The organism is Cellulomonas sp. McL0606 (genome assembly GCF_058248365.1).
In genome coordinates this window covers 3,148,072-3,166,896 of sequence record NZ_CM177779.1, presented here as the reverse complement: position 1 = coordinate 3,166,896, position 18,825 = coordinate 3,148,072, and the positions used below count along the sequence as shown (strand labels likewise).

The window sequence follows — 18,825 nt, the reverse complement described above, 5'->3', positions numbered from 1 at the left end:
TCTTTCCAGAGTGGGAACTTGGCGAACTGGAGGATGGCCAGGTCTACGGTCTCTTCAACGCGGAAGGGCAGGCCGGCGCGAACGAGTGTCTCGCGCAGCGCCCCAAATGCGGCTGCGAGGTCGATTCCGGATGCGTCTTCGGCGGGGTTCTCGAGTGCTGGCACTTCAAGCTTGAAGCTCACTCGGAAGCTTCTCAAGCAGGCAGTAGTTGGGTGTTGACGCGCCCGACTCGTCGATCGTGAGGCGGTACGCCTCGCCGCGGCTCGTGGTTGTCAGCGTGACGGGGATGAGGATGAGCGGCGAGCGCAGCTCTCGTTCGGCGAACCGCCACCGGAGCATCCCGAAGGCGAGGTAGAGGTTGTTCGATCCGGTCTCTTCGACGATCGTCTTGGCCTTGTAGGCGAGGTAGCGCAGCTTCGTCTTGTAGCTCGCTGAGGTGATGTCGATGAAGGCGGCTTTTTTGTCCGCGAGCATGACCTCGCGGTCGCGTTCGGGCAGGTCGCGACCGAAGCGGACGCCGCGTGCGGCATCTACGGAACTGACCGCGTCCGAGGCAACGAGGGTGATCGGGGTGTTGGCGCTGACTTGGTCCTCGAGACGGTGGATCGCCGTCGCAGGAATCTCGAGGTGAAACCCCGAGCGGTCGGTGTAGTTGATGAGTTTGTTGCGCAGGCTCAGGTCGAGAAGTGCGTTCTTCCACCGGGAGACGCGCGGGGGCTCGGTGTCGCGCTCTCCGGGTGCGCGTTCCGGTGACGTGCTGCCGTAGTAGGGCGCGATCACTGGCCCAGCGCCCGCTTCGTAAACGGAGACCACGACTTGCCCGTCGGGGCCGGTCGAGCGGCTGGGCAGCGGGAAGATTCTGGCTAGTCGTGCCTGCCGGATGTCGGTCACGCCCAGAACGTCGGCGAGGGTGGCGTCGAGGCGCCGTCTCGGGGGGCGTGTCGCGTCGGCGAAGGGCGCGGCGTCGGTGCCCCCGGTCAGCATCGTGGTTTCGACCAGTCCGATGTGCCCGAGGTCGACGAGATTCACGATCTCGTCGGCGTCGATCGACGTCACTGCGGGCAGGCTCGAGTCGGTCCGCCAGTAGCCGAGGAAGATGTGTCCTTTGAGCAGCCAGAGCGTCGAGTTGATGCCTGCTTGCTCCAGTGCGGCTGCAAGGGTGACGGTGGTGTCGAGGCATGTTCCGAGGCGTCCGTCGAGTACCTCGTGCGGAGTGCGGACCTTCTGGCCGGTGTCGCCCAGCTTGCCGGCGGCTCGGCGTAGCGGATGTCGCGGGCGGCCATGGCCTCGTAGATGGATTGCACGATTGCGTCGACTCGTTCAGTGCTCTCGCTCTGGTAGCCGTTCAGCGCCGAGTTGCCGGTGAGCGCCCGGACGCGGTCGGATGCCTCGAGAAGGAGCGGGGCGACGGCGGCGGAGTTGGGTTGGACGTGCGCGGCGAGCATCTCCATTGCGAGCTGCACTGGTTCGGCCATCCACTGGGAGGCCGCGAGCACCTGGACGTCGGACGAGACCGATGCGAGCGTCGTTCCGGCAGCGTCACGCAGCGTGGCGACGACGCGCCCTGGTTGCTGCTCCTCGACAGCGAGCATGCGTGCGGGGTCGAGCACGAGATCGATCGTGCGCAGCGTGGTCGTCTGGCCGTCAGCCAGGTCAAGGAGCAGCACCTTCGGGCCGCCTAGCGAGCCGCTGGCGCACACGACGTCGATCTCGAGCGTCGCACCGCGGACGTCCGGTCCTGCGTGCGCAACGGCGACCTCGTCGATCACGAGTACCCGGCAGTGCGCCATCGCGTAGCTCAGGACTGGGAGGGCGCCGACTGTGATCTGCGGACCGTTGGCGCTCCTGGTCGCCGTCACCTCTGGTGTGATGGCGCTCGGTGCGTCCTCAAGCGCCGGCTCGACGGTCGGAGCGTCGGCCTTTGGCGTTGGAGGCGGAGTTGGAAGAAGCCCGGACTTCAGCCGCGCGACCTGGGCGGCTTGCGATTCGGCGCCAATCTCGCGAAGTAGGAGTTCGGCAGAGTCCAGGGCGCGGAACGCGCTCGCGGCGCTGAAGTGTTCGTTGTGAGCCCACTGGTTGCGGACCTGGCGCAACTCGCTCGCGTAGTTCTGTCCTTGACGGGACACAGTCCTGCTGAAGGGGTAGCCGAGCTGCACCGAGGCGTTCGGTCATTGCACGCAGCAGCAGTGAGAGGTCCCGCGGGGAGTAGACGCCGGTCCGCTTGCCGGCGAGCGCGTCCTTGCGTCGTAGTACCTCCGTCCACGTCGAACCGGCGGGCAGGACGTCTGCGAAGGTTCGGTCGACGAAGGGCGCAAGACCGTCGATCAGCAGCGCGAGCGCGTCACCGACCTCGGAGTGGTGGTCGACGTCGTCCAACTCTCGTACCTCGTCTCGTCCTGATGCCGTTCGGGGCGGGTCCCATGATGATGCCTACCACTGACGGCATGACGCGGGACGCCATCCCTTGTCGGTTCATGGCCTTGATCGCGTGAGCAGTTCGGTCTCCGGTGGACGCTCCGCTGCTCCGAACGCGACCAGGACGTTTTGGTGTTCGCGGTCGTTGCCTCAGACGGTGCATGCGTCCCCTTCTGGGTGACGTGTCGGAGCCGCTCAGTACGGTGCGCTCACGAGCTGGCGGCGACCTGCCGACATGTCAGGTGACGATGCGCGAGGAGAGCCAGTGACTACGACCGTTCCGCAGATCGATGCCGATCTGGAGATCGAGCAGGAGTGGTTCGACGTCGTGCGTGCCGAACGCGAGGCGAAGCGGGAAGACCGCGCTGGCGCGTTCGGCGCGGCGGCCAATCCAAAGGATCGCGCCGCGATCAACCGAGCTCACCAGCGGGACGAGACGTTGGGCCGACCGGAGGACGAGGTCGCGTTCCTGCGAATCGATCACGAGGACGGTGACGCCTTCTACGTCGGCAAGAACTCGATCGTGAGTTCGGCGGGCGACGCGATGGTCTACAACTGGCTGGCACCGGCGATCATGGCGATGCGTGGAGCGACTCACGAGGACGCCCGCGGAGTGTCGCGTCATCGCCAGTACCGGACGCGGCCCGTCAATGACATCGAGAGCATCGCTGATGTCATCTTCGCCGAGCTCGCGCTGAAGGTCGCCGAGCTGACGGGCGGTGAGGCAGCTCTGCTCGCCTCCGACGCGTTCCTCCAGGAGGTCCTCGAACGTCGGCGCAGTCCTCAAATGGAAGACATCGTCCGAACCATTCAGGCTGCGCAGGCTGACATCATCGCCGCACCTGGGGAGCAGTTGCTCGTGGTGCAGGGCGGCCCGGGCACCGGAAAGACCGCGGTTGCACTCCACCGAGTCGCCGCGTTGCTGTTCAACGAGCTCAAGGACGTCGAGCGCGACGACGTGCTCGTCGTCGGCCCCAATGCGACTTTCCTGAAGTACATCGCGCGGGTGCTGCCGGAGCTGGGGGAGGACCGCGTCGTCCATCAGGATCTGCAGCGCCTGATGGATGCGAACGTGACGGTCTCCGTCAAGGAGCGTCCCGATGCGGCACGGCTCAAGGGCGATGACCGCATGTGCGAGGTTCTTTCCCGGGGCTTGCAGGAGCGTGTTCGCGTCCCCCAAGACGAGGTCCAGTTCGCATTCGACGAGGTCTCGTGGCGGGTCTCGTTGCAGCCGGGGGTGGTTCAGGAGCTCGTCGACGAGGTTGGTGTGTCGCCGTACGCGGCGGCGCGCGCTCGGATGCGGACCGGGCTTGAGGCACTCGTCTTGCGCGAGGCTCGTCGGACGGACCGCGCAGGTGCTCGCACGGCCAACCTCCGGCCACGAGCTCCCGAAATCGACGCCTACCTCGAGCGCATCTGGCCGCAGCTGACACCACAGGCATTCCTCCGTGACCTCTTTGGATCGCTCGAGCGCCTCGTGGCTGCGTCGAGCGGGACGCTTGACGTCGAGGATCTGCAGCTCCTACGCCGTCAGTCGGCGCAGCGGTTGTCCGACCAGATGTGGTCCAAGGAGGATCTGGCGCTGCTCGACTTCCTGGCGTTCGAGATGAGCGGTGAGGGGCGCACGTATGCGCACATCGTCGTGGACGAGGCGCAGGACCTGTCGCCGATGCAGCTCTCGCGGTCCGGCGCCGATCGCGAGCTGGGGCGATGACAATCGTCGGAGACATCGCTCAGTCGACTGGCCACTGGGCCCGCGAGTCCTGGGACGACGTGATTGCCGAGCTTCGGTCACCGCTGCCCCACACGCTCGAGCATCTGCGGTATGGCTACCGGGTGCCGCGGGCGGTGATGGATCTCGCTTCGCGGCTGTTGCCCGACGCTGCGCCCGGCGTCGAGGCGCCGACGGTCGTCACCGACGTGGACCGTGCTCCTGTGTGGCACACGGCTCCGAACAGATCGCTACTCGTGGCCGCCGCCGTTGAGGCCATCCAGAAGCACAGCGCCAAGGGACTCTTTGTCGGGGTCGTACGTCCTGATACCTACCGAGCCGAACTCGCCGGGGCGCTGGACGCCGCAGAGATCAACTGGTCGGATGCAGACGACGGCGAGCTGACCAAGGCGATCAACGTCGTCAGTCCTACAGCCGCGAAGGGCCTCGAGTTCGACGCCGTGGTGGTGCTCGACCCGAAGGCGATCGTCGATGCCGGGCCGCATGGCTTGCGGATGCTGTACGTCGCGCTGACGCGAACGACAGGCCACCTCGACATCGTGCATCTTCCGGGCCAGGTGCCTCCGCAACTAAATGACGGTTCTGATGGCGATGGGCGGATCGAAGTCGCAGCGGTCGAGGCAATCGCGAGCGACACCGAGGCAGTGCCGACGATGGAACCGGGCCAGCAGGCCACATCCAGCCCCGCGGGCGAACCACTAGCACCGGCTGCGGAGGTCGCCAGCGACCCGTCGCCGGTGGCGGGGGGTCGGCGCGAGCGCGCAACGGCGCGTGGGGCAGCGCCGTCGTCCATCCGCCGCTCGGTCGTCGACTCCAATGCCCAGCACGTCCTGGACATGCTTGCCGAGGTCGCACCGGAGCACCTGTGGGCAGAGATCCTCGAACGGGCGCGGGAGCTCACCGTCGAAGAAGGCGAATAGGAAAGGTGCCAACGATTCGTCCGGCCCGCCAGTGCCGCTGGTCAGGGTTCGCCTGATGCTGGGCATTGTGTCGGCACAGCGGGCGCAATCCGCGCGTGGCTGGCAGGGGAGGACAGGGTGCTGCTTACGCCGCCGAGAAGCAGGACGAGAGCGAATCCGTGCCTCAGTCGTTCCCTTGCGCCGCGGCCGGGTACTCGACATCGAAGTGGTCGGCGATCAGCGAAGTGGTCTCGCAGCCCCATCCGAGGCCACGCTCGAGCGGCGCTGGGTCGTCGTCGACGTCATCGCAGACGCCTGTTCCGGCGCCGCAGTCGCGGTGCAACGCCAGGAGTTTGCGGGCGAGCGGCTCGTCGATCCCGTTGAGGCGCCGCATCGCTTCGACCCAGACTGCTATCGGGTCTGCGGGGGCTTCGTCGACCTCGTGTACGACGTCCATGTGCCAGGCGGCGCTCGCCACTACGTCGTACTCGTACTGGGTCACGCGCAGGAGGCTACGCCACGGACAACCTGACGTGCAGCGCGCGGAACCGGCATCGGAACTCATGAAGAGCGCAGCTCGGCAAGGGACGCCTGCTCGCTGGTGTTCTCGGGAATCGAGATGATGGAGGCGATGAGGCCGTTCACCGATCGCGCGCCCGTTGTTCCTCGGATTCCGTGGCAACCCGCCTTCACCTCATGTACGGCCCGGAGCGCCCGGCAGTCGAACCATGGCGAGACCTGCGTTCAGCCGTCGCCTGGTTCGATGGCGAGGCGAAGGGTCCATCGACGCAGTCACGAAGGCAGGGATCTGGTGGTCCCAACGTTCGTCGTCCGCGGGATCTCGCCGTCGTCGTCGCGGCAGGATCGCTCGACCAGCGAAACGATCCGTGCCTGTGCCAGGCGCGGGTCGCCGCCCGATAGCATCGCCGGAAGGCGGGAACAACGGCTCACCGAAGAGGCTGGTTCACGAGGGTGACGACGACTGTCCAAGCAGACCGGACCACGACCGGTGGCGGCCCGGGTGCGTCGACACTGACGTGGTCCGCACGGAAGTGCTCGATCCGTCCGCCGCGTGCCAAGGGTGATGGTCCTCGGCCAGCCGGTGGGCGCCGGACGGACCGATAGATGGCGCGCCGATCCACTTCGAGCCGGTGGTCTCGTCCGGCGACGGGCAAGCAGATCGCCGCCCTGAAAGCACATGGGAACTACGACGGTCAGTACTACTCGATGGGCAGGGCCAGCCAGGCGATCGGCGGCTCGTCGGCCGGTGGGCGCCGTTCGGCTGGCAGTGCGTCCACCGTGCCGACGTCCTCCTCGCTCGCCTTGTCAGGCCTCGGACGGTCCGGCCTGCTGTCGCGCCTGCTCGGCGCGGTCGGCGATCTCGACTCGGTGCTGCAGCCTGCGCTTGACCGGGTCCGCACCAACGAGTCGAGGTCGTTGGGTACGCCGAGTAGCTGCGACAAGACGTCCGTCGCCCCCGCGCCCGACCAGCCGGCAAGCGGACTCGTCTGGATGGCCATGGGTGAGTCCGATCCCGACGGCTCGGTTTCGCCTCGCGGCGGCGACCCCGTCGAGTCCGTGTCGTTCACGGTTCGTTCGGACGAGTCCGACTCCTCCGTGCCGCGTGTCGTCGTCGTGGAGGCGGAGGTGTTTCGCGACTCAGCTTTTCGACGGCAAGCCGTCCCTCCAGGTCCGGTTCGTCGCAAGTGCCGAGTCTGGCGACCTGCAGGCGGCGAATCGTCCGCTCCGACCCACGGGGGCGCGATCGGCGCTCGGGTATCGGCCGACCTGGACGCCGGTGCTCGTTCGAACGCCGGAGGACCTCGCCGAGCAGATGCGAGTCCACTGGCGCGACGCCGTGGCGGAGCTGGACGGGGTCGTCGACCCCCGAATGGCGACGTTCCTCACCGGGGTTGGAGAGATGGAGGCCGCGCTGGCGGTGCTCAGTTCCCGTCAGTCGTCAACGTCAAAGCATGTGCTTCTCCAGCGTCTCATGGACCCCAACGGTCCGATTCAGTTCCAGGGACTCGACCTTGACGCAGCCACGTTCGCCGAACAGATCCGGGTCGCTGGCGAGGGCGACGAAGGGGCGCTCGAGTGGCTTGAGTCCGTGCAGCGCGAACATGTCCTGACGTCGTTCGCCGAGGTCACTGGGACGAGTCTTGCCGCGGCGGCCGACTTCAGGCTGGCGCGGTGGAAGCAGCAGGGCGAGGCCTTCATCGACACCGTCACGATGAACGCCGACGATGCCAAGTTCGACTTCAACTTTCCGCTCGTCCGGTCGCTTCTAGCAATGAGGGCGAAGAACCGAGCGCAAGCTTGCAGAGTCCCGGGCTGCGCTTCAAGAGGCCGGGGCCTCGAACCCGGAGCTCGCGACCGCTCTGCAAAGCCTGTACGAGACGCTGGAGCAGTCCGACGAGAGCGTGACCGGAGGTCAAGCTGACTACGGGCTTCTCGAGGACTGGTTCTTCGAGGAGACCAAGGCCTACCTGACGGCAAGTTTCCGTCTGTCTCTGCCGGGGCAGTTCGCTGTCGCCCTCACGCCCGCGTCGAGCGAGGGCGGCTCTCATTCCGCCGTCGCCGAGGAGACACGGCGTTTGGCCAGGGAATCCTCGGTCGACCTGGACGACTATTCGGCCCTTCCGGCGCCAGTCAGCGAGCCCGGGCGTCGATTGAGCACTGCGTGGTTTCGGGAGGCGCCGAGCGACAACCGGGACCTCCGCCGTCGCGAGCGGATAGTCCAAGCGGTAGGTCGGGCAATCGCGCATGCCGAAACGGCAGACGACGACGATCTGGGGACGCTAATCGTTGCTCAGGAGGTGCTCAGATACGCGCTGTGGAAGAGGGAAGGATTGCGAGCCGGGAAGCAGTCGCTGGAGGCTGATCGGCAGAGTCAGGCTGCTGCGGAACGGTCGAACGAGGCGCGGAAACGCGCATCCGCCGCACAGCTAAGAGACCAGTGGGCGCGCCAGCACGCCGACGCGGCTCGCAGCGTGGAGCAGTTCGTCCGGGGGCGTGTCGACGCGCTCACTCTGGGCTCCGGCTCCATTCCCCTGGACGACCCTCTTCCGGAATCCGTGGAGTCTGCGGCGCGCGCCCGCATCGACGACGCGAGTGCGCGGGAACGTGCGGCAGGCGACTGGCTCGAGGCGGCCGACGGACGGGAGCGGTGGGCGGAAGCGGAAGAAGCGGTTGCGGCGACGCTGACCGTCCGCGAGCGACTTCGAGCTGAGCACGACGCAGCTGCTGCCGAGCAGGCAGACGCCGCGGCGGAGCGGCAGGCAGCACGGAAGGAGGCCCAAGCAGCGCGCAGCAATCTCCAGCTCATCGCCGAGGCGCGCGCCAAGCTCGCGAACCTGATGCGGCCCGTCCGCAAGGAGAACGACAGCCGCTTGCAGGCGGAGGCCGAGCGCCAGCGTCAGGAGATGGCTCGACAGGCCGAGGAGCGTCGCCGACGAGCTGAGGAACAACGCCTGGAGCAGGCAGCTGAGCGGGAGCGGCAAGAGGCCGCGAATCAGCGTCAGGAGGAGATCAACCAGCGGCAGCAGGACCGCGCACACGCGGCGAAGGATGCGCTCGCTCCCCAGCTAGAACGACTTCTCGGGCTTTCAGAGCCCACGCCAATCTGGCGCCGGAAGGGTCGGAGATCGCTGGAGCAGTCGATCTTGACGCTGCAGACCGAGATCGTCGCCCCCATGGTTCCTCCGCGTACCAGATCGACGACGTGGCCCAGCATGCTGTCTCGAACCGAGCGGTACCTGGGAACCGTGAAGAAGCTCACCGACTACGGAGCCTTCGTCTCCTTGCCGGCCGGTGTGGACGGCCTGCTGCGCGGATCCGAGGTGAGCACATCACTCTTCACCGGGCAGTTGGTCGTCGTCGAGATCACGGATATTCCCTACGGGAAGCCAATCGTTCTCAAGCTGATCTCTCGTTGAGTGGTGCCCATACGGGTCTGCGGCAGTGGTAGATGACACCTGACCAGTGGTGCCAGCGGGTGCCGTGCGCGCTACACGCTTCCGGCTCCTCCGTCGGGACCGTTCTTGGCGAGGGCTGCGACTCCGGCAGCAAGGACAGTTCCGGCAGCAACGACAGTCGTCACCGCGGCGGCCTTGGCGGTATGCATGCCCACCTCTTTTCCGGCGACCTTCAGTTGTTGCGGTGACCGGGCAGCGTCGAGCAGGCGTGTCGATTCCACTGGAGCGCGATCGGACTCGATGCCGAGCACCTTGAGGAAGGTGTCTACGGCGTCACCGACGAGGTTGGTGGACCTCACGACGGTGCGAAGAGAGGGGCGGTGCAGCAGCGCCTCGGAGTTGGCTGTTTCGGCGGCCGCGAGCATGCGTGCGATGAGCTTGTCATGAGTGGCTCGGATGTGCTCGTGGCGCCTAGCGTGCTGCGCCTTCAGATTGGCGCGTTGCCCGGCGATGAGCTCCGGCGTCTCCTGCTCCACGTTGCTCAGGCGGAGCACGTCGAAGGCGTCCTGCAGTTCGAGGGTGTGCGCGAGGACGACGTGCAGCTTGCGAACCTCGGGCTCAATGCTCTCGGTTGACTTCGCGAGGGTCCTCATCTTGGTTGGGCTCTCCAGCTTGTCCGCGAGGTCACCGAGTTCCAGTAGTGCCCACCGCTGGGTGCTCGAGATCGTCGCCTGCACGCCTTGCACCGTGTCCCAGGTGGTCCGGTCGATGTAACCCTGGGCCTCCAGCATCTTCAGGGCGTCCTCGGTGTCGTCAATGGCACCGAGCAGGTTCGACACCTCAGCGTTCCGCAGGCTCTTGCGCACGTCGTCGAGTTTCATGTCGATCGTGGCGAGATGGTTCCGGATCTCGATCATCTCGCTCTGCGCGGCGAGTTGCGCCATCACTCCAGCGGCGCCCGCAAGGAGGGCCGGGTTCGTCAGCAACGCCTTGGGCCTGGTGTCAATCTTGAGCCAGCCCGCGATGTCGCCGCGCTTGCCCAGCACGGCGTACTTGATGCCGGGTGTGTTGGTGTCGACCAGGCCGATGTCCCTCAAATCCTGGGCGGACTCCGGGGTCAACTTCAAGTAGAGAGCGGACTTCTCCACGGCATTGGAAGCTGTCTTGGCGATCGCTTCGCCTCTGCGTAGGAAGGCGCTGACCCGGCCAAACGAGATCTGCTGCGACTGAGCAGTCAGGCCACGGGCCGTGAGGAACCCTTCGATCGCCGACTGCTCGCCGTAGACCATCATGCCGTCGTCATCTGCCAGCACCTCGACTGTGTCGCCTGATTCGCTCATGGCGGCGAGGGTAGCTGTGGCGGCCGACATTGCGACCGGAGCCACCCGTACGTTCACCCTTCTCACCGAACCGCAACAGGCGCGGGCGACGCCCCGGCAAATCGGCTGAGTTCGAGAGATGGCGAGGGTCTAGGCATGCCTCGGCTCACTGCCGCAGGGTGCACCGCCCAACTGGCGTCGAAGGCCGCGTAGGTGGGGTCACCGCCTACTTCAGTCGGCAGGAGCGAGTCGCCGCGACGCGGACACGGTTTGATGACGCCAGACGCGAGCTACCGAGGGACATCGCGCGGCTGGTGCACCTGAAGCCGGCTACGTCCCCTTGACGTCTCTCTCGTCCGGGAGCGCTGGCGAAGGGGCGTGCGGGTGACGACCGTCGATGGGATCCGCATCCGCGGCCGTGCCCAGGGCCCGGACACTTTCGACGAAGGCTGCGTTCTGTTCAGGGGCGGCAATGACATCGGCGTAATGCTCGCCGGCGTCCGAGTTGCCGTATGTGTCGGCACCGTCTGCGGCTTCGGCCTCAACCTGGAGCGACCACTCGTAGTGGGCCTCGGCGGTGTCAGCAAACATTGCCGCCCGTGCGCGCATCCCGGACTGTTCGTCGACCTCTGCGTCCGCGGACTCGTCCGAGGAAGCGTGGTGTCGCGACGAGCGAACGCGGGCGACGGCGGGTGCCTTGTCGTTTGTCCACTCCGTCACGTGCAGCAGCCGCCAGCGGATCTCGGGGTGAAGGGCGTCGAGCTGGGCGTCCAGGTGCCGGCTCGACGTGGGATCACCCCCACCGGTACCGCCGACGCAGTAGGCGATCTCGATCGGTACGTCGTCCTTGCAGTCAAGACGCGCCGCGAGCCGCTCCTTGTTCGCTCGAGCCCAGATCCAGTAGTCCAGACCCTGAAGCACGAGCAGGTCATCTGCACCGAGCTTGGTCTCGACCAGCACCAGCGTTCCCAGCGCGTCAAGTCCTGCGAGGTCGACGAACCCGCGACTCCGAGCGAGCCTGTGCCGCTCGGAGCCACCCGAAGCCGATCCGCGGGGCCGCCAGGCGGCCACCTCTCGCAAGACCGGCTGTTCCAGCCCGAGCGCCCGCGGATGGCGTCGCAGCGCGGCCTGTAGCCAATGCTCGTCGTACCGGAGGGCAGGGCCAGTCCGGCGCTGGTGACAGCCAAGCTCGACGCCTGCCTGGACCTCGCGAAGCTGGTCAGGAGTCATCGGGCCGGTGAGGTAGAGGGGTTCGGGTGTGGCGTTGGGCGAAGTCCGTCCCCAGTCGATGCCGGCGACGATCTCCACACCTGCCCTGGCCCGCCTGATGACCAGGACTCGCTGTCCGAGGCACTGCCAGGCACGAAAACTCGAGCGGTGCGCAGGGTCGAGGTCGGGGTGCTGACCGGCCCAACGCATCAGGTCCGCGACCCACGAGGTTCTGTCACCCAAATGCATCTGGGGCTTCTCGACAGCCGTCACGAGCTCGGCACTGTCGCCGCCAGATGGCCGGACAAGCTCCTGTGGCCTGGTGACCATCGTGAGTCCAAACACGCAGCGGAAGGTCGTCGCGCAGCCACGCCCACCGGTGCATGGTCGGCTGGTGCAAACCGGCTGGCAGGACCAGATTCAGCTCTCTGCTCCCACGTTCGGCCAGTCCTATCGCAAGAGCACGGTCCGTTTCGTCGCCCTCCTGAGCCCCGACGAACCAAGGACAGGCTTCGCTCGGTCTGGTACCAGACGAACCGCGGAGTGCGCCCCCCGCCCGGCGGCAGGCGGGTCTCCGGGTTTGTGTCGACCTGGGCCACCAACTGGTCGGCTCGGCTGCCGGCGAACTCACTGCGGCTGTCACGCACGGACATCACAGGCTCCCAGCGCTCGAAGCAGGCGTCCTTACGGCGAAGCACCCGCCGGCGACGTCAGAACCGACGTGGACTCGAGCCAACCGCTGGCATGAGCTGCAATCGCCCCTGTTCGAACCTAGACCGCGACCCCGCGAGCCGCGACGTCGTCAGCGCGTCGGGGCCGCCTCTCCCGCGTCCGTGTGGGTGGCGGGTGCAACCCTCCGCGGCATGACGAATGAACTCAAGGTCCGGGTGCACCGGGGCACTCAGGAAGTCGGAGGCTCGTGCATCGAGCTCCAGAGCGGCGACGCACGCCTCGTGCTTGACGTCGGCAGACCGCTGTCAGTGGGACGCGGCGACGCGGTTGAACTGCCTGCCGTCCCCGGCCTGTCCTCGGGCGACGACCCGAACCTGCTTGGGGTCGTCATCTCACACGGACACCTCGACCACTACGGCCTGCTCGACCAGGTCAGCCCGAACGTCCCGGTGATCGCTGGCGAGGCCGCCGCTGCCATCGTCGAAGCCGCCCGGTTCTTCTCGCCGGGGCCGGCAGTGCGGCCGACGATCCACCTCCGCGACCGCGTGCCGCTGCAACTCGGCCCGTTCACGATCACGCCCTTCCTCGTCGACCACTCGGCGTTCGACGCCTACGCGGTCCAGATCGACGCCCGCGGTCGCCGCGTGTTCTACACCGGCGACCTGCGCGGCCACGGCCGCAAGGCAGCCCTGTTCGAGCGGCTGGTCAAAGACCCGCCCGCCGACGTGGACGTCCTGATCATGGAAGGCACGCACGTCGAGGCGTCCGCCGGTGACGAGCCCAAGCACGCCACGGGCTCAGAGTCGGACGTCGAGCCGCGATGGCCGCCACGATGCAGACGACCCGCGGTCTCGTCGTCACCGCCGGCTCCGCGCAGAACGTCGACAGAGTGGTCTCGTGCTACCGCGCAGCCCGCCGTGCCGGGCGCACCCTGCTCATCGACCTCTACGGTGTCGCCGTCGCACGGGCCACAGGTCGAGCCACGATCCCGCAGCCCGGGTTCCCCGGGCTCGGCGTGTGGGTCCCGAGACGTCAGAAACTTCGCGTCATGCAGTCGGGGGAGTTCCATCGGACCGAGCAGGTCCGCGGGCTGCGGGTGTTCCCCGAGCAGATCGCCGCACACCCGGAGCGCTACGCGCTCTACACCGCGTCGTCGTCGATCGCCGAGCTTGTCTCGACTGGTGCGCTGGACGCCTCGGGAGCAGTGATCTGGTCCATGTGGTCGGGGTACCTGAAAGAGCCGTCCGGCCAGCGCCTTCGTACCCTGTGCGCGACGAGCGGGATCGCGTTCGTGGAGCACCACACCTCAGGTCACGCCACCGTCGCCGACCTGAGGCGGCTCGCTGACGCGGTACATGCCCGAGCGCTGGTGCCGATCCACACAGAAGGCGGCTCCCGATATGGAGGGCTCTTCGCAAACACCACCGCACGCCACGACGGGGAATGGTGGGCAGCATGAGGAACCCATCTCGGACCGCGGAGACACTGCCCGCAGCGTGACCGCTCACAAACCTCACAACGCAGGGTCGGGTGACGATCTCTCGTACGAGAGACGACCAAATCAGGAGACACCGATGGCGCTGGAGCGCGATGACACCGGCGCGGCGACGGCAACCGAGCGGCAGCCGCTGTTCCACTCCGCGACCGGTACCCGGCTGCACCTGCAATTCTGCCCACACTTCTTCGACACCGACCGCGACGGCATCTTCGAGGCGGCCATCGACGACCCGCGGCCAGTGTGTGCGTGGTCGGCAGACGAGATCGCGGGCGTCGGCCAGCGCCGCTTCGACACCTTCGACGACGCGCTCAAGACATACGGCGCTCCCTCTGAGAACCGAGCACGGATGCGCGAGGTCGCTACTTCGCTGACCTACGACAAGATCTGGATGCCCCGCTCCGGCTCGTACATCGGGATTGCGCTCGAGGGTGAGAAGGCCCTCGCGTACTTCGGCATGACCTTCCTCTGGACCGCCGACCTCGGCACGGAGACGCTCAAGGGATACGCCGCCGGAACCGGGACAGGTGCCCGAAGCCCGCGGGAAGCTGACCCCGAGTTGTGCCCGACCTGCCGTCTGGCGCTGCCCGGGACGAAGGTCTGTGACGAGTGCGGATGAGGCATAGATCGATTGAGGCGCAGCCGACCACTCCCGCCGTCGATTCGAGATGCCGACAGGGGAATCAGACCGCGTCGGCGCCTGACGAAGAGGACTCGGTCAATCCGTGCGGCGTTTCATGAACTGCTCACCCTGCGCGCCGAACACGCGGTAGCCGCGGTGGCGTAAGCGATTCCCCGTCCGGCGCTCGAAACGGAGCGCCTCGGCACGAGTCTCGAACGGGCCTTCCGGCGGATACAGATCCGGCCGCAGCGACAGTCCGCGCATGGCCACAACCTTGGCCGCCTTCAGACCGCCGGCCTTGTGCTTGGCGTAGCGGACCTCGGGCGTCGTCGCGGTCTCCCCGACGTACACGGCGCCCGCACCGACCTCGCCCAGCCCGTCCGGGTCGAGCTCGATGACGTAGACCCAGAACCGCTTGGGACTCCGCGCCTCAGGCGCCGGCGATCCCTCGACCAAAACGTCGGCCCGCCTCCGACTACGCGAGGTCACCATGAGACATTTCCCGCAGTTCCCAGGTCGGCGTCGCTCGGCTCGAGCCGCTCGACCGCAGCCTCGAAGAGCGACGACTCAGTCCCGAAGTCGATCCACCCCTGCCCGAAATCGCCGCCCGTACGCACCTTCTCGAGTTCCACGAGGCCGCAGATGCCACGAAACTGGGAGTAGACCAGCAGCCAGCGAACCTCGTCAGCCGGGAGCTCAGCGGATGCGCGCAGCAACACGTGAAGCCGCGAGTACGAAGCGTTGATCGCCACGAGGTCCTGCACTGGGTCGCCGTAACCGCCGCCATACCCGTGCTGCACGTACGCAGCGACAGCTCCGGCACTCGTCACCAGGTTCAGCCCGTAGCTGTTCACGCCATGGCCGGCATGAGCAAGGGAGAACGTCGGACCTCGCTCTAGCAAACGCCGCGCGACCAGCCCACCTCGAACATGTAAAGCACGAACGGCGGGATGTACGCGCTGCCCCACGACCACCCTCCGTAGACGTGCACGTCAGACAAGCCCATTGAGCCAAGCGGTGGGACAGCCACACCAGCCGCACCCAACGTGGACACCAGATCGGCGCCCGCCGTGCCCTGACCGATCCACGCAGCTCGAAGCGCGCGAGCAGTCTGTGCGGCAACGTGAAGCCCACCCGCATCATCGAACGGCAGTTCGGTGAGCAGACGAATGAAGCCGCCGTCGTCGCCCTGTCCGAACTGGACCTCACCGCCTGGCACGTCATCATGGGCAGCGACAAACTCGCTCGCCACCCCAGCTGAAGGGTCGAGCGCGATGACGAACGAGACGCGGCACTTACCCCGCTGCTCGCGTGCGAAGCCGTCGATCCCGTCGAAACTGAAGTCGACTTCGTCGCCGCCGTTCACGCGCCGGACCCTTGCCCCGAGAACCGTGATCGTCTTCTCAACCCTGCCGGTGCCCTGCCTCGCGCCAGTCATCGTTCCTCCATCGCTGTCGAACGGCCTCATGGCAGGACTCTCGCTGACGGCGCTGCCCGACGCGGGGTAGTCGACTACTCCCCGGCAACGGGGACGTCTTCGGGGCCGATCACTCCGGCGACCTTTACGAGGTGGTAGCCAAGGTCTTCGATGTGCTCGATCGGGACATCGCGGTGTTGGTTTACGCGATCCCTGACCTTCACCCAGGTCCCGTTGATCTGGGAGATCGAGGCGCCACTCAGCTTGGCGGCGCTCTGAATCAACTGGTCAGGCTTGGGCTGGTCCTCGACGAGGTACGCAAACAGAGCGCCCAACCGCCGGCGTTGCAGGGAGGTCAAGGTCAGCTTGTGCGCTGCCACGAGAGTCCCGCCGCCTTGGCGAGCCGCCCGCTGCTCGGGCACCGCCACGGGTACGCCATCACGAGCGGTGGGCAGCGGCTCTCCGTAGCCGGCGGGGCGGTATCGGATGACCGCCTCCACAACGGTGTCGAGGTCCCACGAAAAGCTTCCAGTCCGCGGGCTGAAGGAACACGCGCGCATCTGGCGCGAACGACGCCGCCAGCACGAACGGGCTCTCGACGCGGATGCGCGTTCGTCTTCCGTTCATCACGAACCAGCCGTCCGGCGCGGGACTGAACGTCGCAAGCAGGTCGGAGACAGCCGGGTGCTTCAACCGCAGTCCGCGATGCTTGCTCCGACCGAGCGTCACGGACACGTCAGTGGGGAGCATGACCGGACCCACCGAGACTTGCCCCGCCGTCGCAGTGACCTCTGCACGCCACCCCTCAACAGCGCCAGGGACCGTCGTTGACTCCACTGCACCATCCTGCCGCACAGCACCAGCTCTGGGTCAGCAAGGGGGTAGTCGGGTACCCCTTCCCGGCTCTTGCTTTCGAGCAATCTCTCCTTCAACCGCACACATTGAAGGAGAGACACATGCTTCAGCACACGCCGTTCCACTGGGCCAACGCCAGCCAGGTCACCGACCAGCTCTGGGTCGGAGGCGACCTCGAGGTCACCGACGACGAGCTCGCCAGCCGCCAGCTCGACGAGCTCGACGACGCCGGGATCACCGGCATCGTCGACCTACGACTCGAGTGGGACGACGCCGAACTGGTGACCGTCGCGAAGCCCCACATCCACTACCGGTGGCTCGGCGTCGACGATGCCGGTCAGAAGATGCCTGACGAATGGTTCAACGTCGGCACCACCCACGTCCTCACCCAGCTCAAGAGCGGGGGACGGGTCCTCGTGCACTGCCACATGGGCATCAACCGCGGCCCGTCCATGGGCTTCGCCACCATGCTCGCCCTCGGCTGGGACCCGATCGAGGCACTCGACCTCATCCGCGAGCGACGCCCGATCGCCTACGTCGCGTACGCCGAGGACGCACTCGACTGGTGGCTTCGCAAGCAGGGCGCCACCCGCGCTGACCGCAAGGTCGGTCGCCGACGTATCGCGCAGTGGCGCCGGGACAACCACCTCGACGTCACGGCAATCATCCGGCGGATCCGTCTGAAGGAGTCCGCAGCCGAGAGCGCTGCGTGACCGCTTCCGTCGAGGCCGACGGCCGAGACCGCCGAGCTGGCGGTCCCATCGAAGTCCTCAACGACCCCGGCCCGGGCGTCGACAAGAACACCAGGACCCGACAGAAAAGCTGCACCGACATGGATGTGCTCGAAGACGTTGACACCGAGGAGTACCGGTTCGCCGACCGGCACACGGCCGCCCGAGCGTGGACCATCGCCGCGGCTCTGTGCGAACAGGACCCGCGCCTGCGCATTGTCGGCGTGATCAACGAGGACCGCGTCCCGCTGCTCATCGTCCACGACCCCGACACCGATTCACGCATCCAGTTCGACATGGTCGCGTGGATCCTGTTCGCGGCCCCCGACGGACAGCTCCACACGCTGTACTGGGACCAGGTCTTCGAAATGAACCAAGACGAAGTCGTGAAACACATCAACGACGTCACCGGGTTTCGCCCCTACAACCTGACGGCATGTCCAGTGTCGTTCATGCGGACGTACCAAGTCATCGCCTCGCTGCTGCGCGCCGGCGTCCACGACCCGGAAGGCTGGCAGATCCGACCTCTGACCGCCTCACCGCACGACCCCGACACCACCGAGGACGAGCTGCTCGACCTCTTCCCCGGCAGGGACCACCTCTGGTCGGAACTCGTCGACGACCTGCACCACCAGATCGACCGCGGGGCCACGAGGTACATCGAACCGGTCTGGTGCCTGTACCGCGGCCTCGAACCAGTCGCGTTGGTCAACTCCATCGACGGCACCTGTTACACCCGCCATCGCACCGTCCACCCGACCGCGGGGACCACGATCGTCCAGCAGGCCGCCGCGATCTTGGCCGCGATGCAGGAGCCCCCATCTGACCAACCACCACCTGCCCGCCCGCTGGGAAGCCGACGGCGGAAAAGCATGACCTTCGAGTGCAGCCACGGCTTTGACGAGGAGACCCGATGAACGACCCCGTCCTGCAAGACGTCGAACTCGAACACCCCGCGCGCCCCCACCTGCTCGCCGCCTCGTGGGCAATCGCGGCGACAGTCACCGAGCACTGGGCAGGCGTGCACCTCGAAGCGCACGCCGGCGAACACTTCCTCACGATGGCGACCGCGCCCGGACATCGCCCGTTCGTCACCCTGACGGACGCGGCCATCACCATGGTGCGGGACACAGACGTCGAAAGCCTCGACTGGTTCGACGTCTTCGCCCAGCCGTTCCCCACCACCACCGGTGACGTCATTATCGACGCGTTCGCGCCCACCAACCCACGCACCGACCCCCCGCACGACGCGATCGCCGCCCGACTGATCGCCCACCTTCTCGCTCACGCCGTCGACGACGGCGCCTGGGACATCGCAGGGGACTCCGTCAGCGGCTGGGACGTGACATGCGGCGACGAGCCCGTGTTTGCCCTCGACTCAACGACAATCACGGTGCACGGTGACCCTCCTCGTCGTTTGGACCTCGCCAGCGAACTCCTGGGTGCCGGCGGCGACTACACCCTGCTCGCCTACCGCATGCTTGGGCTCGCAGAGAGGCATTCGCAGTGATCTGCAAGAAGAGCACGACGAGGATGGAAGCC

At 66.9% G+C, this 18,825-nt stretch carries 18 protein-coding genes and 3 pseudogenes; 10 read left to right on the top strand and 11 right to left on the bottom strand.

All coding sequences use genetic code 11. From position 1 onward, the window contains the following. Positions 1 to 165: 165 nt before the first annotated feature. The 4 genes and pseudogenes from AC38ZX_RS16060 to AC38ZX_RS16045 form a co-directional block, all read right to left on the bottom strand. Complete coding sequence (locus tag AC38ZX_RS16060; RefSeq protein WP_491295174.1) at positions 166 to 1,056, bottom strand: DUF4011 domain-containing protein; 891 nt, start codon at positions 1,054 to 1,056, stop codon at positions 166 to 168. Further along, positions 1,053 to 1,859 (bottom strand): hypothetical protein, encoded by an 807-nt coding sequence (locus AC38ZX_RS16055; RefSeq protein ID WP_491297544.1) that lies wholly within the window; start codon positions 1,857 to 1,859, stop codon positions 1,053 to 1,055. Before AC38ZX_RS16055 ends, AC38ZX_RS16060 begins: the two co-directional genes overlap by 4 nt. Positions 1,860 to 2,051: 192 nt before the next feature. Further along, a pseudogene (locus tag AC38ZX_RS16050) lies at positions 2,052 to 2,126 on the bottom strand (Swt1 family HEPN domain-containing protein); the annotation flags it as partial. Positions 2,127 to 2,169: 43 nt separating this feature from the next. After that, positions 2,170 to 2,376, bottom strand: a pseudogene (locus tag AC38ZX_RS16045) (Swt1 family HEPN domain-containing protein); the annotation flags it as partial. A 304-nt stretch (positions 2,377 to 2,680) separates the two neighbouring features. Here AC38ZX_RS16045 and AC38ZX_RS16040 point away from each other — a divergent pair. Together AC38ZX_RS16040 and AC38ZX_RS16035 are read left to right on the top strand one after the other, a co-directional pair. Then, entirely contained in the window at positions 2,681 to 4,129 is a 1,449-nt protein-coding gene (locus AC38ZX_RS16040) for a helicase domain-containing protein (protein ID WP_491295173.1), read from the top strand. Next, positions 4,126 to 5,067, top strand: a complete 942-nt coding sequence (locus AC38ZX_RS16035) for an ATP-binding domain-containing protein (RefSeq protein ID WP_491295172.1) — start codon at positions 4,126 to 4,128, stop codon at positions 5,065 to 5,067. Before AC38ZX_RS16040 ends, AC38ZX_RS16035 begins: the two co-directional genes overlap by 4 nt. Positions 5,068 to 5,230: 163 nt before the next feature. On the opposite strand, the gene AC38ZX_RS16030 is transcribed toward AC38ZX_RS16035, so the two are convergent. Then, entirely contained in the window at positions 5,231 to 5,548 is a 318-nt protein-coding gene (locus tag AC38ZX_RS16030; RefSeq protein WP_491295171.1) for a hypothetical protein, read from the bottom strand. Positions 5,549 to 6,844: 1,296 nt separating this feature from the next. On the opposite strand from AC38ZX_RS16030, the gene AC38ZX_RS16025 reads away from it, so the two are divergent. Then, positions 6,845 to 7,489, top strand: coding sequence for a hypothetical protein (locus AC38ZX_RS16025; protein WP_491295170.1), 645 nt, complete (start codon positions 6,845 to 6,847; stop codon positions 7,487 to 7,489). Then, complete coding sequence (locus AC38ZX_RS16020) at positions 7,470 to 8,984, top strand: S1 RNA-binding domain-containing protein (RefSeq protein ID WP_491295169.1); 1,515 nt, start codon at positions 7,470 to 7,472, stop codon at positions 8,982 to 8,984. Before AC38ZX_RS16025 ends, AC38ZX_RS16020 begins: the two co-directional genes overlap by 20 nt. A gap of 71 nt (positions 8,985 to 9,055) precedes the next feature. Here AC38ZX_RS16020 and AC38ZX_RS16015 read toward each other — a convergent pair whose 3' ends face one another. Both AC38ZX_RS16015 and AC38ZX_RS16010 read right to left on the bottom strand, forming a co-directional pair. Continuing rightward, entirely contained in the window at positions 9,056 to 10,303 is a 1,248-nt protein-coding gene (locus AC38ZX_RS16015; RefSeq protein ID WP_491295168.1) for a hypothetical protein, read from the bottom strand. A 309-nt stretch (positions 10,304 to 10,612) separates the two neighbouring features. Beyond that, positions 10,613 to 11,764 carry a hypothetical protein gene (locus AC38ZX_RS16010; RefSeq protein WP_491295167.1) on the bottom strand — a complete coding sequence of 384 codons (1,152 nt, stop codon included), beginning with the start codon at positions 11,762 to 11,764 and terminating at the stop codon, positions 10,613 to 10,615. A gap of 590 nt (positions 11,765 to 12,354) precedes the next feature. Here AC38ZX_RS16010 and AC38ZX_RS16005 point away from each other — a divergent pair. From AC38ZX_RS16005 to AC38ZX_RS15995, 3 genes and pseudogenes are all read left to right on the top strand, one after another. Then, a pseudogene (locus AC38ZX_RS16005) lies at positions 12,355 to 12,873 on the top strand (MBL fold metallo-hydrolase); the annotation flags it as partial. Between the two features lie 110 nt (positions 12,874 to 12,983). Further along, positions 12,984 to 13,622 (top strand): hypothetical protein, encoded by a 639-nt coding sequence (locus AC38ZX_RS16000; protein WP_491297543.1) that lies wholly within the window; start codon positions 12,984 to 12,986, stop codon positions 13,620 to 13,622. 115 nt (positions 13,623 to 13,737) lie between these two features. Next, positions 13,738 to 14,277 (top strand): hypothetical protein, encoded by a 540-nt coding sequence (locus tag AC38ZX_RS15995; protein WP_491295166.1) that lies wholly within the window; start codon positions 13,738 to 13,740, stop codon positions 14,275 to 14,277. A 99-nt stretch (positions 14,278 to 14,376) separates the two neighbouring features. Here AC38ZX_RS15995 and AC38ZX_RS15990 read toward each other — a convergent pair whose 3' ends face one another. The 4 genes from AC38ZX_RS15990 to AC38ZX_RS15975 are packed head-to-tail and all read right to left on the bottom strand — an operon-like array spanning position 14,377 to position 16,197. Beyond that, entirely contained in the window at positions 14,377 to 14,736 is a 360-nt protein-coding gene (locus AC38ZX_RS15990; RefSeq protein WP_491295165.1) for a GIY-YIG nuclease family protein, read from the bottom strand. 29 nt (positions 14,737 to 14,765) lie between these two features. Beyond that, positions 14,766 to 15,134, bottom strand: coding sequence for a hypothetical protein (locus AC38ZX_RS15985; protein ID WP_491295164.1), 369 nt, complete (start codon positions 15,132 to 15,134; stop codon positions 14,766 to 14,768). Positions 15,135 to 15,175: 41 nt separating this feature from the next. Next, positions 15,176 to 15,748: a hypothetical protein gene (locus AC38ZX_RS15980; RefSeq protein ID WP_491295163.1), complete on the bottom strand. Its 573-nt coding sequence runs from the start codon at positions 15,746 to 15,748 to the stop codon at positions 15,176 to 15,178. 44 nt (positions 15,749 to 15,792) lie between these two features. Beyond that, the gene (locus tag AC38ZX_RS15975) at positions 15,793 to 16,197 is read right to left on the bottom strand and encodes a hypothetical protein (RefSeq protein ID WP_491295162.1); all 405 of its coding nucleotides are present in this window, start codon (positions 16,195 to 16,197) and stop codon (positions 15,793 to 15,795) included. Positions 16,198 to 16,653: 456 nt separating this feature from the next. Here AC38ZX_RS15975 and AC38ZX_RS15970 point away from each other — a divergent pair, with 456 nt between their 5' ends. From AC38ZX_RS15970 to AC38ZX_RS15960, 3 genes are read left to right on the top strand one after another with little or no spacing between them, the layout of a single operon-like run. Further along, positions 16,654 to 17,265, top strand: coding sequence for a dual specificity protein phosphatase family protein (locus AC38ZX_RS15970; RefSeq protein WP_491295161.1), 612 nt, complete (start codon positions 16,654 to 16,656; stop codon positions 17,263 to 17,265). Beyond that, a complete protein-coding gene (locus AC38ZX_RS15965; protein ID WP_491295160.1) occupies positions 17,181 to 18,200 on the top strand; it encodes a TY-Chap2 family putative peptide chaperone in 1,020 nt (339 codons plus the stop codon). Before AC38ZX_RS15970 ends, AC38ZX_RS15965 begins: the two co-directional genes overlap by 85 nt. Then, the gene (locus tag AC38ZX_RS15960; protein WP_491295159.1) at positions 18,197 to 18,793 is read left to right on the top strand and encodes a hypothetical protein; all 597 of its coding nucleotides are present in this window, start codon (positions 18,197 to 18,199) and stop codon (positions 18,791 to 18,793) included. Before AC38ZX_RS15965 ends, AC38ZX_RS15960 begins: the two co-directional genes overlap by 4 nt. Positions 18,794 to 18,825: the final 32 nt, after the last annotated feature.

What these genes read in the sequence shown, in the direction of transcription:
- AC38ZX_RS15970 (WP_491295161.1), top strand. Translation starts at nt 16,654, where the DNA reads ATGCTTCAGCACACGCCGTTCCACTGGGCCAACGCCAGCCAGGTCACC.
- AC38ZX_RS15995 (WP_491295166.1), top strand. Translation starts at nt 13,738, where the DNA reads ATGGCGCTGGAGCGCGATGACACCGGCGCGGCGACGGCAACCGAGCGG.
- AC38ZX_RS15980 (WP_491295163.1), bottom strand. Translation starts at nt 15,748, where the DNA reads ATGAGGCCGTTCGACAGCGATGGAGGAACGATGACTGGCGCGAGGCAG.
- AC38ZX_RS16035 (WP_491295172.1), top strand. Translation starts at nt 4,126, where the DNA reads ATGACAATCGTCGGAGACATCGCTCAGTCGACTGGCCACTGGGCCCGC.
- AC38ZX_RS16000 (WP_491297543.1), top strand. Translation starts at nt 12,984, where the DNA reads ATGGCCGCCACGATGCAGACGACCCGCGGTCTCGTCGTCACCGCCGGC.
- AC38ZX_RS15960 (WP_491295159.1), top strand. Translation starts at nt 18,197, where the DNA reads ATGAACGACCCCGTCCTGCAAGACGTCGAACTCGAACACCCCGCGCGC.
- AC38ZX_RS16015 (WP_491295168.1), bottom strand. Translation starts at nt 10,303, where the DNA reads ATGAGCGAATCAGGCGACACAGTCGAGGTGCTGGCAGATGACGACGGC.